This window comes from Sphingomonas sp. 179-A 2A2 NHS (assembly GCF_045371305.1).
Classification (GTDB): domain Bacteria; phylum Pseudomonadota; class Alphaproteobacteria; order Sphingomonadales; family Sphingomonadaceae; genus Sphingomonas.
The window spans coordinates 484455-498211 of the sequence record NZ_JBIQDE010000004.1; the positions used below are offsets into that span (position 1 = coordinate 484455).

The 13757-nt window shown below is 66.3% G+C and carries 13 protein-coding genes and 1 pseudogene; 10 read left to right on the top strand and 4 right to left on the bottom strand.

The features are described from left to right. The first annotated feature begins 25 nt into the window (after window positions 1-25). Together ACH0AE_RS11845 and ACH0AE_RS11850 are read left to right on the top strand one after the other, a co-directional pair. The gene (locus ACH0AE_RS11845; RefSeq protein WP_294441524.1) at window positions 26-505 is read left to right on the top strand and encodes a DUF892 family protein; all 480 of its coding nucleotides are present in this window, start codon (window positions 26-28) and stop codon (window positions 503-505) included. An 85-nt stretch (window positions 506-590) separates the two neighbouring features. Then, window positions 591-1973, top strand: coding sequence for an APC family permease (locus ACH0AE_RS11850; protein ID WP_406875757.1), 1383 nt, complete (start codon window positions 591-593; stop codon window positions 1971-1973). A 24-nt stretch (window positions 1974-1997) separates the two neighbouring features. Here the strand turns inward: ACH0AE_RS11850 and ACH0AE_RS11855 are convergent, their stop codons facing one another. Then, window positions 1998-2630 carry a carbonic anhydrase gene (locus ACH0AE_RS11855; protein WP_294441522.1) on the bottom strand — a complete coding sequence of 211 codons (633 nt, stop codon included), beginning with the start codon at window positions 2628-2630 and terminating at the stop codon, window positions 1998-2000. Between the two features lie 55 nt (window positions 2631-2685). On the opposite strand from ACH0AE_RS11855, the gene lipA reads away from it, so the two are divergent. After that, on the top strand, window positions 2686-3606 hold the full coding sequence (lipA, locus tag ACH0AE_RS11860) for a lipoyl synthase (protein WP_294441521.1): 921 nt from the start codon (window positions 2686-2688) through the stop codon (window positions 3604-3606). Next, the gene (locus tag ACH0AE_RS11865) at window positions 3593-4078 is read left to right on the top strand and encodes a type II toxin-antitoxin system RatA family toxin (RefSeq protein ID WP_294441520.1); all 486 of its coding nucleotides are present in this window, start codon (window positions 3593-3595) and stop codon (window positions 4076-4078) included. Before lipA ends, ACH0AE_RS11865 begins: the two co-directional genes overlap by 14 nt. On the opposite strand, the gene ACH0AE_RS11870 is transcribed toward ACH0AE_RS11865, so the two are convergent. Genes ACH0AE_RS11870 through ACH0AE_RS11880 form a run of 3 tightly spaced genes read right to left on the bottom strand, consistent with a single transcriptional unit; the run spans window position 4012 to window position 6190 of the window. After that, the gene (locus ACH0AE_RS11870; protein WP_294441519.1) at window positions 4012-4542 is read right to left on the bottom strand and encodes a CinA family protein; all 531 of its coding nucleotides are present in this window, start codon (window positions 4540-4542) and stop codon (window positions 4012-4014) included. The two genes, ACH0AE_RS11865 and ACH0AE_RS11870, sit on opposite strands and share 67 nt — an antisense overlap. Beyond that, on the bottom strand, window positions 4539-5069 hold the full coding sequence (locus ACH0AE_RS11875) for a hypothetical protein (RefSeq protein ID WP_294441517.1): 531 nt from the start codon (window positions 5067-5069) through the stop codon (window positions 4539-4541). Before ACH0AE_RS11875 ends, ACH0AE_RS11870 begins: the two co-directional genes overlap by 4 nt. Next, complete coding sequence (locus ACH0AE_RS11880) at window positions 5066-6190, bottom strand: bifunctional 2-C-methyl-D-erythritol 4-phosphate cytidylyltransferase/2-C-methyl-D-erythritol 2,4-cyclodiphosphate synthase (protein WP_294441515.1); 1125 nt, start codon at window positions 6188-6190, stop codon at window positions 5066-5068. The genes ACH0AE_RS11875 and ACH0AE_RS11880 overlap by 4 nt, the downstream gene beginning before the upstream one ends. Window positions 6191-6273: 83 nt before the next feature. On the opposite strand from ACH0AE_RS11880, the gene dusB reads away from it, so the two are divergent. The 6 genes and pseudogenes from dusB to ACH0AE_RS11910 all read left to right on the top strand — a co-directional run. After that, window positions 6274-7272 carry a tRNA dihydrouridine synthase DusB gene (gene dusB / locus ACH0AE_RS11885; RefSeq protein WP_294441629.1) on the top strand — a complete coding sequence of 333 codons (999 nt, stop codon included), beginning with the start codon at window positions 6274-6276 and terminating at the stop codon, window positions 7270-7272. Window positions 7273-7288: 16 nt separating this feature from the next. After that, window positions 7289-8347 carry a nitrogen regulation protein NR(II) gene (locus tag ACH0AE_RS11890; protein WP_294441628.1) on the top strand — a complete coding sequence of 353 codons (1059 nt, stop codon included), beginning with the start codon at window positions 7289-7291 and terminating at the stop codon, window positions 8345-8347. Next, window positions 8344-9789: a nitrogen regulation protein NR(I) gene (ntrC, locus tag ACH0AE_RS11895; RefSeq protein ID WP_294441514.1), complete on the top strand. Its 1446-nt coding sequence runs from the start codon at window positions 8344-8346 to the stop codon at window positions 9787-9789. Before ACH0AE_RS11890 ends, ntrC begins: the two co-directional genes overlap by 4 nt. Window positions 9790-9841: 52 nt before the next feature. After that, window positions 9842-12082, top strand: a complete 2241-nt coding sequence (locus ACH0AE_RS11900) for an ATP-binding protein (RefSeq protein ID WP_294441513.1) — start codon at window positions 9842-9844, stop codon at window positions 12080-12082. Window positions 12083-12084: 2 nt separating this feature from the next. Further along, complete coding sequence (locus ACH0AE_RS11905; protein WP_294441512.1) at window positions 12085-13455, top strand: sigma-54 dependent transcriptional regulator; 1371 nt, start codon at window positions 12085-12087, stop codon at window positions 13453-13455. A 123-nt stretch (window positions 13456-13578) separates the two neighbouring features. Beyond that, window positions 13579-13686 (top strand): annotated as a pseudogene (locus ACH0AE_RS11910) (RNA chaperone Hfq); the annotation flags it as partial. Between the last annotated feature and the right edge of the window lie 71 nt (window positions 13687-13757).

Below are 13757 nucleotides of genomic sequence, written 5' to 3' on the forward strand. Positions count from 1 at the left end.
CGGCGTCGCATGCGCTAAACGACCTATGTCGCTTACAGCATCGCGCGCCGCCTTGCTTCACGTCGCGCTTCAGGATCTTCGCGCCGGCAAGCAGTTGCTGATCGACCGGCTGCTGCCCCTTGCGGACGTGGCCGCCGATCCGAACCTGCGCGATGTGATCGAGCGGGACCGGGCCAATGCGCGGCGCCATGCCGTGCGGCTGGATGGCGTGGCCGATCTCTCGGGCGGCCCGCCGAACCTCTGGATGGCCGGCATCCTCGACGATGCCGATCGCGATGCGCAAAGCCACCAGCCGGGCGACATCCTCGACTGCGCGCTGATCGGCGCGCTGCGCAAGGCCAAGGCGGCGGAGATCGTATCCACCCAGACCGCCCTTGCGCTTGCGGGCACCGAATCGCCGGAGATGCTCCCGGCGCTCGTCGCCAACCACGCCGAGGACCGCGGCGTCGAAGCGCGCCTGACGAAGCTCCTCACCACCATCTGCGGCGCAATCCCCGTCGTCTGACCCGCCGCCGCTCGAAGCGACTGAAACACCCGCTGGCGAGCGCTGATTAACCATGTCATCAGGCCCACCGGGGTAAGGGGTCGCGATGCTCGAGGATCAGATGCAACTGGCGTCGCCGACGCCGCTCGCGCGCAGCCTCGGTGTCGCTGGTGTGCTGTTCCTGACGCTGTCGGTCACCACCCCCGCCTCGTCGGTGTTCGTGATTGTCCCGGGCATGCTCCAGGTGGCCGGCACCGGTGCGATCTGGGCGACGCTCATCGCCGCCGTCGTGTGCGTCGCTACCGCCTACATCTACGCCGAGCTCTCCTCCGCCTGGCCAGTCGCGGGCGGGGAATATGTCATGGTGGCGCAGATGTTGGGGCCGATGGCGGGCTTCGTGATGCTAGGCATCAACATCTTCAACAACCTCATCTTTCTTCCGGTCGCTGGGCTCGGCATCCGCGAGGTGCTGGCCGGCGTCATCCCCTCCGTGCCGCAAGTGCCGACTGCGATCGTCGTGGTCGGCGCGTGCACCTTGATCGGCCTGCTCAACATCAAGGTGAATGCGCTCGTCACCGGCCTCTTCCTGCTGGTCGAAGTCGCCGCGCTGTTCGCCGTCACCGCCTACGGCCTGGTAGATATCCGCCATAACCCGTTGACGTTTCTCACCGCGCCCCTCGTTGAGCAGGGCGGGGCGCTGGTGCCCGCCTCGCTCACCTCGATCGGTGTCGCCGCCTCGATCGCGATCTTCGCCTTCAACGGCTATGGCGCCGCGGTGTATTTCGGCGAGGAGATGCACGAGGCACCGAACCGGATCGCCCGTTCGATCATGTGGGCCCTGGTCTGGACGCTGCTGCTGGAAGGCGTGCCGCTCGTCGCCGCGCTGGCCGGGGCGGTCGATCTGCCGTCGCTGCTCGCGTCGCCCAACCCGTTCGGCGAACTCGCCACCCGCGTCGGCGGGGAGCGCGCCGGGCAGCTTATCGCGTTCGGCGTCGCGCTCGCGATCGTCAACGCGATCATCGCCTGGGTGCTCGCCTGCGCCCGCTTCTTCTACAGCACGGCGCGTGACGGGTCATGGGGCGGGCCGTTCGATCGCTGGATGCTCGCGATCCACCCGCGCTGGCAGAGCCCGTGGCTCGGCACCTTGTTCGTCGGCGGCGTCGGCATGCTGCTGTGCTTCCTGCCGCTCCGCCTGCTGGAGGTGTGGAGCGGGGCAGGGCTGATCGCCATCTACGCCGGCATCGCGATCGCCGCCATCGTCGGCCGTCGCAGCGGCAAGACCGCGCACGCGCGCTACCGGATGCCGCTTTATCCGCTCGCACCGATCGTCACGCTCATCGCGCTGGTGATGATCACCTGGGCGACATGGTTCGATCTCGACGAGGGGCGGCCAGCGATCATCGCCACGATCGTGCAGATCGCGATCGCCGCGGCCTACTATTGGCTCGTGCTCCGCAGGCGGCGGTGGGACGCGGTGATCCCATCCTGATCCCGCCGCCGCGGGGACCCGTCTTCAGGCTGCGGGCGCGAACACGCCGTCCTCGCCCATCACCCACAACACGCCTTCCTTGATCGAGAACCAGGCGCCGTGCAGCTTCAGCGTGCCGGCCGCCTCGGCCTGCTGCACGCAGGGGAAGGTGCGCAGGTTCGAGATGCTGACCCGCACCGTCTCAAGCTCAAGGGCGCGCACGCCTTCGTCGCCCGTGCCGTGATCCGCCACCACCCGGTCGCGCGCCTCGTCCAGCAGATCGATCCAGTGCGCGATGAAGCCGCCTTCGCCCGGCGGCGCATGATCGAACCGATGGGTCAGCGAGGCATGGACGCCGCCGCACATGCCGTGACCCATCACCACCACTTCGGATACCTTCAGCTGCGAAACCGCGAACTCCAGCGCCGCGGACACGCCGTGCCGCCCGCCACCCAGCTCGAACGGCGGCACCAGATTGGCGACGTTGCGCACGACGAATATCTCGCCCGGTGACGTATCGAACACGGTCGCCGGATCGGTGCGGCTGTCCGAACAGGCGATCACCATCACCTTGGGTGATTGCCCTTCGGCGAGTTCGGCCCAGCGCTCGCGCTCTTCGGCCCAGCCATGTTCACGGAATCGGCCGTAGCCGGCGACGAGATCAGAGAAGACGGTCATCGGAGCTCCTTTATCGCGTTGTTTCGCGGGAGGGCAGTCGCTATCTCGCGCCGTAATGAACGAGATGACTCCGCTCGCCCGGCCAGAACGCAGCCGCAAGCCTGATTGGATCCGCGTCAAGGCGCCGACCTCGGTCGGTTTCGCGGAGACGAAGCAGCTGATGCGCCGACTTAACCTCGCCACCGTCTGCGAGGAAGCCGCTTGTCCCAACATCGGCGAATGCTGGACGAAGAAGCATGCGACGGTGATGATCCTGGGTGACACCTGCACCCGGGCCTGCGCCTTCTGCAACGTGAAGACGGGCATGCCGCGCGCGGTCGATCCGCTGGAGCCGGAGCATGTCGCGGTGGCCGCGGCAGAGCTTGGCCTCGAACATATCGTCATCACCTCGGTCGATCGTGACGATCTGCCCGATGGCGGCGCGTCGCAGTTCGTGAAGGTGATCCAGGCGCTGCGCCGCAACACGCCGTCCACCACGATCGAGATCCTGACGCCCGATTTCCGCAACAAGGCGCAGGCGGCGGTCGAATCGATCGTCGAGGCGCGGCCGGACGTCTACAATCACAATCTCGAAACCGTTCCCCGGCTCTATCCCACGATCCGCCCGGGCGCGCGTTACTATGCCTCGCTCCGCCTTCTGGAGAGTGTGAAGCGGCACGATCCGTCGATCTTCACCAAGTCGGGTGTGATGCTCGGTCTCGGCGAGGAGCGGCTTGAGGTTCATCAGGTGATGGACGACATGCGCTCGGCGGACATCGATTTCCTCACCATGGGCCAGTATCTCCAGCCGACCCCGCGCCACGCGAAGGTCATGGATTTCGTCGCGCCCAAGGCGTTCGATGCCTATGCCGCGATCGCGCGCGCCAAGGGCTTCCTGCTGGTCGCAGCCTCGCCGCTTACCCGCTCGAGCTATCACGCTGGCGACGATTTCGCCCGCATGAAGGCCGCTCGCGAGGCGCAGCTTGCCAAAGCATAGCGAAACGCGGCGCATGCCCTATTCGGCGGAGCAGATGTTCGATCTGGTCGCCGACGTGAAGGCCTATCAGGAATTCCTCCCCTGGGTCATCGCGATGCGCGTGCGCAAGGATACGCCGGAAGAAACGCTCGCCGACATGATCGTCGGGTTCAAGGGATTGCGTGAGACGTTCACCTCCCGCGTGCGCAAGGATCGGCCACATTCGATCAACGTCGAATATGTCGAAGGCCCGCTCAAATATCTCCACAACGACTGGCGCTTCCGCCCCGATGGCGATGGCTGCCTGGTCGATTTCTCGGTCGACTTCGCGTTCAAGAACCGGATGTTCGAGATGCTGGCCGGCCAGGTCTTCACCATGGCGCTGCGCAAGATGATCGGCGCGTTCGAGGAACGCGCACGGGTGCTTTACGCCTCGCCTTCGGGGGAAGGTTCCGGCGGCATCAGCAGCTCCAGCGCGCACAGCGCTGCCTGAAGCCTGATCCCGGCGCGGCCAAGGTCGCCGAACGCCTTGCGATCGGCCACGACGTCCGCCGGGTCGCCGCCTTTCTCGGCGCGCGCGAAAACCACGGTTCCAACCGGCTTCTTCTCGCTGCCGCCTCCCGGCCCGGCGATACCGGTGATGGCGACCGCGACGTCGGCGTGGCTCACCTCCAGTGCACCCTGGGCCATGCTCCAGGCCGTCGCGATCGATACCGCGCCGAACGTCTCGAGCACATCGTTGGAAACCTTCAGCAGATCGTGCTTGGCTTCGTTGGAATAGCTGACGATCGACGCTTCAAGCACGTCGGACGATCCGGCGATCTCGGTGATCGCGGCCGCAACCAGCCCGCCGGTGCAGCTTTCCGCCACCGCCACCCGGCGCCCCGCTGCGCGGTTCGCGTCCACCACCTTGCGGGCGGCATCGATCAGTTCCTGGGGGAGCAGGCTGTCGCTCATCGCCGCGCCGCCGGGCAAACGGGAAGGTCCGGCACGCCGGCGACCACGGCATTGCCGCGTGCCTTCTCGGCCTTCAGGTGCTGCACGCTCGCCACCACGATCCCCGCGACATTGCGCGCCGGCAGCGGCTCGAGAAGCGTCACGATCCGGTCGATCGTCCCGCAGTCTGACGGCTGGATACGGCCGACGACCTGCGGCGCCATTAGCGAGGTGATCAGCGGGCGGGCATAGTCGGATTGAAGCAGCAGCATCGCGATCTGCGGATCGCTCAGCTTCGCGATCGCCGCGCGCGCGGCGGGCCATGCGCGATCCGCCTCAGCCTCGTAACGGGCGAGGAAAGCGCCCGACGCGCGGCGCACCAGGCTGGAAGCGGGAAGGGCGGTACACACGCGGCCCGTCTCGCGGATGATATCCGGCAGCGCGACCGACGTGATCGACTCGGCCTCTGCCGTTGTCAGGCACGGCGTCTGCGCGAGAGCCGTCGTGGGCATCGCGCTCAGCAGCAGTGCGGCAAGCCAGCGCTTCACAGCGATACCCCCGGCACGCGCACGGTCGCTGCGGCCTGCGCGGCAATGCCCTCTCCACGGCCGGTGAAGCCCAGCCGTTCTGTCGTGGTTGCTTTCACAGAGACGCGATCGGTCGAAAGGCCGAGAAGTTCCGCGATGCGCGCCTGGATGGTGCCGCGATGCGGTCCGATCTTGGGTGCTTCGCAGATGATCGTCACGTCGATGAAGCTGATTTCTCCGCCGCGCGCTGCGATCAGCGAGGCGGCGTGCTGCAGGAACTGCCCCGATTCGGCGCCGCGCCACTGCGGGTCGCTGGGCGGAAAATGCTGGCCGATGTCGCCGGCTGCGATCGTGCCGAGCAGCGCATCGGTCAGCGCGTGAAGCGCGACGTCGGCGTCGCTATGCCCGCTCAGTCCCTGATGATGCGGGATCTTCACCCCGCCCAACCACAATTCCTCGCCATCCTCCAGGCGATGGACGTCGAAGCCGGTCGCGGTGCGCGTGTCCCAGCCGATTCGCGCCTGTGCGGCGGCGAAGTCTTCCGCGAAGGTCACCTTCTCAAGCATGGCGTCGCCCTGCACCAGCGCGATCGATCCGCCAAGCGCCCGCACCATCTGGGCGTCATCGGTCGGCTCGTCGCCCTGCCAGTCCGCGTGGGCCTTCACGATCGACTCGAAGCTGAACGCCTGCGGCGTCTGCACGCGCGCGAGGCCGGCGCGCGGCACGTTCGCGCCATCGGCCGCCACCAGCGTATCGGCGACCGGCAGCGTCGGAATGGCGCCTTCATGGCTGTCGAGCGCCGCGAGCAGGCGGTCAATCACTGCCGCGGTCACGAAGGGGCGCGCCGCGTCATGGATCAGCACGCGATCGGCGCCCGCGATCGCCGCCAGCCCTCTCGCTACCGATTCGCGCCGCGTCGCGCCGCCGCATACCCCGATCACCCCCGGCAGCGCTTCAGCGAGCAGAGCGTCCTGTCCTTCGCCGATCACCACGACCACCCGGTCGATCGCGGGGTGGGCGGCAAGCGCGGCGTGGCTCCAGCAGAGCATGGGGCGGCCAGCGAGGGGGGCGAACTGCTTGGGCACCGAACTGCCGGTGCGTTCCCCCTTTCCGGCCGCGACGATGATCGCGACGGTTGTCATGCCCGCGCCCCTAGCGAGACGTGGCGCACCTTGCCAGCCACGCCGGCATCGCTTACCTGCCCGTTTTTCAGGCAGACACGTTGATGCGCACGCTCGCCCCCATTCAGATCGGTCCGGTCCGTATCGACGAACCCGTCGTCCTGGCGCCGATGACGGGCGTCACCGACCAGCCGTTCCGCACGCTCGTGCGCCGCTATGGCTCTGGCCTAAACGTGACGGAGATGATCGCCAGCCAGGCCGCGATTCGCGAAACGCGCCAGTCGATCCAGAAGGCCGCCTGGCATCTATCCGAAGAACCGGTCTCGATGCAGCTCGTAGGCTGTACGCCCTACGAGATGGCCGAAGCCGCGAAGCTCGCCGAGGACAAGGGCGCTGCGATCATCGACATCAACATGGGCTGCCCCGTGCGCAAGGTGACGAGCGGCGACGCCGGCTCCGCCCTGATGCGCGATCTCAAGAACGCCGGCGCGATCATCGGCGCGGTGGTGAAGGCCGTGAAGGCGCCCGTCACGGTCAAGATGCGGATGGGCTGGTGCCACGACAGCCTGAACGCCCCGGAACTCGCGCGCATCGCCGAGGATCTCGGTGCGAAGATGATCACCGTCCACGGCCGCACCCGCAACCAGATGTACAAGGGCTCCGCGGACTGGGCCTTCGTGCGCCAAGTGAAGGACGCGATCTCGCTCCCCGTCATCGTCAATGGCGACATCTGCTCGGTGGCCGATGCTGAAAAGGCCCTGGATCAGTCGGGCGCGGATGGCGTAATGATCGGCCGCGGCGCTTATGGTCGCCCGTGGCTGCTGGCGCAGGTCATGGACGCTCTTTCGGGCCGCACCCCTCGACCAGATCCGACCCTTGATGAACAATATCACGCCATCGTCGAACATTATCACGCGATGCTCGACCATTATAGCACGCTTACGGGCGTCAATATGGCCCGCAAGCACATCGGCTGGTACACCAAGGGCATCCATGGATCGGCCGAATTCCGCAACGCGGTGAACCAGGAACCGGACGCCAAGCGCGTGCTTTCGATGCTCGCGGAATTCTACGCGCCTTACCGCACCCGTGCCGCTGCCTGATGCCCGCTCCGGCCCGATGCTGACGCGCCGGGCACCCGAGCCCGTCGAACTGTTCGCCGCGCTTCCCGTGGCCGTAATGGTCGTCGATTCCGACGGCCGTGTTGCCCACGCGAACGCCGAATGCGAGCTTCTGCTGAACCTCTCGGAACGGGCGATGCGTGGCCGAGCGCTGGGCGATATCCTCCCGCTGCCCGATGAGGCGAGCGTGCGTGAGGGAAGGGCGTTCACCGCCTTTGACCTCGCGCTCGAAACTTCTCGTGGGCTGCGCATCCGAGTCGATCTCGCCGCCGTCGAGCTTCCTGATCACCCCAGTTGGCGGATCATCACCCTCCACAATGCCGCCAGTTCGCGCCGGCTCGGCGTCTCGGCCGACCGGGCAGCCGCCGCGCGGTCGGCCGTCGGCGCGGCGGCGATGCTTGCGCACGAGATCAAGAACCCGCTCTCCAGTATCCGCGGCGCTGCCCAGCTAATCGCCGATGGCGTTGACGCGCAGTCGATGACGAAGCTCGTGATCGACGAGGTCGACCGTATCACCGCGCTGATCGATCGAATGGAGGATTTCACCGACACGCGCCCGCTCGCCGTCGAACCGCTCAACATATACCCGCTGCTCGCCCACGTTCGGGACGCCGCACTCGCCGGCTTCGCGCGCGGGATCACGATTGAGGAAAGGTTCGATCCCTCCTTACCCCGCGCGCTCGCCAACCGTGACGCGCTGCTGCAGGTGCTGCTCAACCTGATGAAGAACGCTGCCACTGCGCTCGGTACACGCGGTGAGCGACGCATCACGCTGACCACGTCTTACCGCCACGGGATGTCCGTTGCGCAGAGTGGCGGCCGTCCGCGTCTGCCGCTGCCCATCGAGATCTGCGTGATAGACACGGGCCCCGGCGCCCCCGAAGACATCGCCGACCATCTGTTCGATCCGTTCGTTTCCAGCCGGCCGGAAGGCAAGGGGCTCGGGCTCGCATTGGTTGACAAACTCGTCCGCGATATGGGCGGGATCGTTCAATATTCTCGCGAGGGAACACCGAACGAAACGGTGTTCCGCATTCTCCTACCGCGGGCATCATGATGGCGGGGAACATTCTTCTCGTCGACGACGACGAAGCAATCCGCACCGTCGTCGCCCACGCCCTGCGCCGTGCCGGCCATCAAGTTCGCACCGCCGGCAGCGTCGCGGAGCTTGATCGTGAGGTCCGCAATGGCCTGCCTGACGTGCTGCTGACCGACGTGGTGCTGCCCGACGGCGACGGCATCGACATTGCGGCCCGCTTCGCCACCGAGGCGCCTGACCTTCCGATCATCGTGCTTTCGGCGCGCAATACGCTCACCACCGCGGTGCGAGCAAACGAGGCAGGTGCCTATGATTACCTCCCCAAGCCGTTCGATCTCGAAACGCTGACACGCACTGTCGCCGCCGCGTTGAAACGGCGCGGGAAGGCGGCACCAACAACCACTGAGGACGAGGATCAGAACCTTCCGCTGATCGGACGATCGCCAGCGATGCAGGAGGTGTACCGCGTCATCGCCCGGGTGCTGTCGAACGACCTCACCGTACTGGTTTCAGGCGAGTCGGGGACCGGTAAGGAACTGGTGGCGCGCGCGATCCATGATCTCGGCCAGCGCCGCGCCGGCCCGTTCGTCGCGATCAACATGGCCGCAATTCCGCGCGAGTTGATCGAGGCGGAGCTGTTCGGCCATGAGCGCGGCGCCTTCACCGGGGCGGCCCAGCGCACCGCCGGCCGCTTCGAACAGGCGGCAGGCGGGACGCTTTTCCTCGACGAGATCGGCGACATGCCGATCGAGGCCCAGACCCGGCTGCTCCGCGTCCTCCAGTCGGGTGAGTTCACCACGGTCGGCGGCGCTCGCAGCATCCGTGCGGACGTGCGCATCGTCGCTGCGACCAATCGTGACCTGTTGCAGACCGTCGCCAACGGCCAGTTTCGCGAGGATCTCTATTACCGCCTGAATGTCGTGCCGATCCTGCTCCCGGCGCTGCGTGAACGCCGCGGCGATATCGCCATGCTTGCGCGGCATTTCCTCGATCGCGCCGCAGAGGCCGGCTTGCCGCGCAAGACACTCGACGACGAGGCCGTCCAAGTACTCGAGCACTATGACTGGCCCGGCAACGTGCGCCAGCTTGAGAATCTCATGCGTCGGCTCGCCGCGTTGTCGCGCGATGATCGCATCTCCGCCGGGGAGGTCGCGCTCATGCTGGGCGACGGCGGCGCTCCCGCCGCGGCACCGGCGGACATCGCGATCGACGCGGCGGTACGCGGTTATGTGGAACGACTTGCCCGGCTTGAGCCAGCCGCTCTCGACGACGGCACGCTCTACGATCGCCTCCTCGCCGAAGTGGAGCGTCCGCTGATCGAGGCGATGCTGGCACGCCATGGCGGCAATCAGCTGCGCGCCGCACGGGCCATCGGGCTTAATCGCAATACGCTTCGCAAGCGACTGGATACGCTCGGGATTGATCCGTCGTCGCGGCCGTCCGAGCGGGAGTTGCGGTGAGCGCCGTTAATATGTGTTTTCGTTGCAACACCTTTGTTGTAGCGTTGCTGCGATGACTGCCGGCTCGGCACCTGCCACCGTTCTCCCGATGTCGGCGCGCCGCCTCACCGTCACGCCATTGGTGGAGGTCGCCGTCCTGACGCTGGCGATTGTCGTCGCGGTCGGCTCCTATTTCATCGTCACCAGCAGCGGCCGGGCGGAAGGGCTGATTTCACCGGGCGTCGTCGCACTGCTGCTCGTCGCCAATCTGGTGCCCGGCGTAGCATTGATGATGCTGCTGGGCCGGCGGATTGCACGGCGCCGCGCCGCCAATTCGCTGGTGGGGGGCGAGGGGCGGCTTCACGTCCGCCTCGTCGCGCTGTTTTCGATGCTGGCGGCGGTGCCGATGGTACTGGTCACCATCGCCGCGTCACTCCTGTTCCAATACGGCGTCCAGTTCTGGTACTCGGATCGCGCCCGTGCCGTGTTCGAGAATGCAACTACGCTGACGCGAACCTCGTACAATCAGATCCTGCAGCGCTGGGAAGAAGCGACGGTCACCATGGCGACCGACATTTCCCGTGAGCTCGAAGAGCGCCCGATCGACGATCCGCGCTTCGGCGCGTTCCTATTCCAGCAGACCTACTTCCGCAGCCTTTCCGAAGCCTTGCTGTTTCAGGTCTCGCCGCGCGGCGAGTTGCAGACGCTGGCGTTCGTGAACCCCTACGATCTCGACCTCGCCCGGCAGGTGTCGGCCGACGCCGTTGGTCGCCTGGTCAAGGGTGGGCAGCGCAGCGTGGTGACCGTCACCGGGGACCGTATCCAGACGGTCACGCGCGTTCCCGGCATGGCACGTACCTTCCTTTACGCCGCACGGGTCACTGATCCCAAGGAGATGACGACGCAGACGCGGCGCGCGGAGGCGGCGCTTGCGAATTACCGGGCGCTGCTGGTGCGCGCCCGCACGCTGCAGATCCAGTTCAACGCAGCGCTCCTGCTATTGTCGCTCCTGATGGTGGGTGTCGCGGTTTGGATTGCGCTTGCCGTGGCGGATCGGCTGGTGCGGCCCGTCGGCGGCTTGGTCGACGCCGCGCGCAGGGTGGAAGGCGGCGACCTTTCGGCTCGCGTGCCGGAAACCAAATCACGCGATGAGGTTGGAACACTCGCTAACGCCTTCAACCGAATGACCGAGCGGCTGGAGCAGCAGAACAATGCCCTCGTCAGCGCCAACGCGCAGCTCGAAAGCCGGCGCGCGTTGATCGAGGCCGTGATGTCCGGTGTCTCCGCCGGCGTCGTCTCGATCGCGCCGGATCGCACGATCCGCCTGATAAACAGCTCGGCGGAGACGCTGCTGGGCGTATCCGACTCTCCGATCGGCAAGCCCCTCGCGACGATCGCCCCCGAACTGGACGCGCTTCTCGATGGCGCGGCGCGCGAGGCGATCGTTCAGATCACCGCTGCCGGCGAAGCAAAGACCCTCGCCGTCCGCATCGCTCGCGCTGGTGCCGGACCGATCCTGACCTTCGACGACATCACGCAGCAACTGCTCGACCAGCGCCGCGCCGCCTGGGCCGATGTCGCGCGTCGCATCGCCCACGAGATCAAGAACCCGCTCACGCCGATCCAGCTCGCCGCGGAACGTCTTCAGCGCCGCTACGGCAGCAAGGTGGAGGAGGGGGATACAACCTTCGGACGTCTGACCGAAACGATCGTGCGCCAAGTCGGCGATCTTCGCCGCATGGTGGATGAGTTCTCGTCATTCGCGCGCATGCCTAAGCCCGTCTTCCGCGAAGAATTGCTGGTCGACGTCGCCCGTCAGACGATGTTCCTGCACGAGGTTGCGCATTCGGGCATCCAGTTCGAGCTCGTGCACGACGAACCTGGACCCTCGCTGGTGTGCGACCGTCGCCAGATCGGGCAGGCGCTCACCAACATCGTGAAGAACGCGGTCGAGGCAATCGAGGCGGCAGGGCGCGGCGAAGGTTCGGTGGTGATGACCATCTCCGAAGAACCCGGCCGAGTGACGATCACCGTAGCTGATGACGGCGTCGGCCTGCCGGTCGAACGCGACAGGATCGTCGAACCCTATATGACGACACGCGCTCGGGGTACCGGGCTCGGCCTCGCCATCGTCAAGAAGATCGTGGAAGAACATTTCGGAACCATATCGTTCGCCGACCGTCCCGAGGGTGGGACGCTGGTGACGATCTCTTTCGACGCGGCCATGCTCGCCGAGCTCGACGGGCAGGACGATAATCAAACCAACAATGATGGCGGGGGGATTGCAGCTCTCACCCGCAACCGGACGGCTTAGACATGGCGTTAGATATCCTCGTCGTCGATGACGAACTCGACATCCGCGAACTCGTTTCCGGCGTGCTGGAAGACGAAGGATATGAAACCCGCACCGCCGCAGACAGCGATACGGCGCTGGCGGCGATCGCCGAACGCCGCCCCAGCCTGGTGCTGCTGGATGTGTGGCTTCAGGGTTCTCGACTCGATGGCCTGGAGTTGCTCGCCGAGATCAAGCGCCGCGATCCTTCCATCCCGGTGCTGGTGATTTCGGGCCACGGCAATCTCGACACCGCGGTGGCTGCGATCCGGCAGGGTGCGGCCGACTTCATCGAAAAGCCGTTCCAGGCAGAACGCCTGCTGCTGATGGTCGATCGTGCTACCGAGACGGAGCGGCTCCGGCGAGAGGTTGCAAGCCTGCGGGCTTCCGCTGGCCGCGAGACCGACCTGACCGGCAACTCCAGCGCGATCAACGCCGTCCGCGCGACCCTGAAGCGCGTCGCCGCGACCGGCAGCCGCGTGATGATCGTTGGGCCGGCCGGTGTTGGCAAGGAGGTCGCGGCTCGACTGCTCCACGGCTGGAGCCAGCGCAGCAACGGGCCGTTCACGGTCGTCAGCGCCGCGAATATGACGCCGGAACGTGTCGAGGAGGAATTGTTCGGCGTCGAGGAGAGCGGCGACCTCGTTCGGCCCGGTCTCCTCGAGCAAGCCCATGGCGGCACGCTGTTCCTGGACGAGATCGCCGACATGCCGATCACGACCCAGGGGCGCATCCTACGCGTGCTGACGGATCAAAGCTTCACCCGTGTGGGAGGCGTCCGGATCGTCAAGGTCGATGTGCGCGTCGTCTCCGCGACCGCGCGAGACTTGACGCAGGAAATTGCGGAGGGCCGCTTCCGCGAGGATCTCTATTACCGTCTCAATGTCGTCCCGGTGCTTATCCCCTCATTGTCCGAGCGCCGTGAGGACATTCCGCCGCTGGTGGAGCATTTCGTCGCCCATTATGCAGCCGAACGCCGTGTGCCAACGCCCGAGGTTGCCACCGATGCGATGGTCGCGCTTCAGTCCTACGATTGGCCGGGCAACGTCCGACAGCTGCGTAACGTGGTTGAGCGGACAATCATCCTCGCGCCGGGCGACCGTATTGGGCGGATCGACATCGACCTTCTGCCGGTCGAGGTGCTCGGCGAACAGCCGGGCGGCGGCAGCACCAATGCGATCATGGGTGCGCCGCTGCGCGAGGCACGGGAGAGCTTTGAACGCGAGTATCTGAAGGTCCAGATCCGTCGCTTCTCTGGCAACATCTCCCGTACGGCGACGTTCATCGGCATGGAGCGATCTGCCCTGCATCGAAAGCTGAAGCTCCTTGGCATTACCGACACTCGCGACGATTGAGCGGCTGGACCCGCGGGTGCGCGGTCCCTACATTGCGTGAAGCGTGCCGACAGGGCCGCAACCCGACGCCGGGCACCGGCGCATCGCGGGGCAAACCTCGCCAAGAACGAAGGGCATCAACGTATGGCCGACAAGCAAAGCTCGCTTCAGGACCTCTTCCTCAACGCACTCCGCAAATCGAAAACGCCGGTCACTCTCTTCCTCGTGAAGGGCGTCAAGCTTCAGGGGGTCGGTTCCGGCTGAGGGCGGAATGACACCCTAAGCGCCGGCGTCCTTGGGCCAAAGGTACTCGCCAGTGAGGA

Bases quoted from the DNA above. Each gene is read 5' to 3' on its own strand.
- ACH0AE_RS11845 (WP_294441524.1), top strand. From the start codon at position 26: ATGTCGCTTACAGCATCGCGCGCCGCCTTGCTTCACGTCGCGCTTCAG.
- ACH0AE_RS11850 (WP_406875757.1), top strand. From the start codon at position 591: ATGCTCGAGGATCAGATGCAACTGGCGTCGCCGACGCCGCTCGCGCGC.
- ACH0AE_RS11855 (WP_294441522.1), bottom strand. From the start codon at position 2,630: ATGACCGTCTTCTCTGATCTCGTCGCCGGCTACGGCCGATTCCGTGAA.
- lipA (WP_294441521.1), top strand. From the start codon at position 2,686: ATGAACGAGATGACTCCGCTCGCCCGGCCAGAACGCAGCCGCAAGCCT.
- ACH0AE_RS11870 (WP_294441519.1), bottom strand. From the start codon at position 4,542: ATGAGCGACAGCCTGCTCCCCCAGGAACTGATCGATGCCGCCCGCAAG.
- ACH0AE_RS11880 (WP_294441515.1), bottom strand. From the start codon at position 6,190: ATGACAACCGTCGCGATCATCGTCGCGGCCGGAAAGGGGGAACGCACC.
- dusB (WP_294441629.1), top strand. From the start codon at position 6,274: ATGCGCACGCTCGCCCCCATTCAGATCGGTCCGGTCCGTATCGACGAA.
- ACH0AE_RS11890 (WP_294441628.1), top strand. From the start codon at position 7,289: ATGCTGACGCGCCGGGCACCCGAGCCCGTCGAACTGTTCGCCGCGCTT.
- ntrC (WP_294441514.1), top strand. From the start codon at position 8,344: ATGATGGCGGGGAACATTCTTCTCGTCGACGACGACGAAGCAATCCGC.
- ACH0AE_RS11900 (WP_294441513.1), top strand. From the start codon at position 9,842: ATGACTGCCGGCTCGGCACCTGCCACCGTTCTCCCGATGTCGGCGCGC.
- ACH0AE_RS11905 (WP_294441512.1), top strand. From the start codon at position 12,085: ATGGCGTTAGATATCCTCGTCGTCGATGACGAACTCGACATCCGCGAA.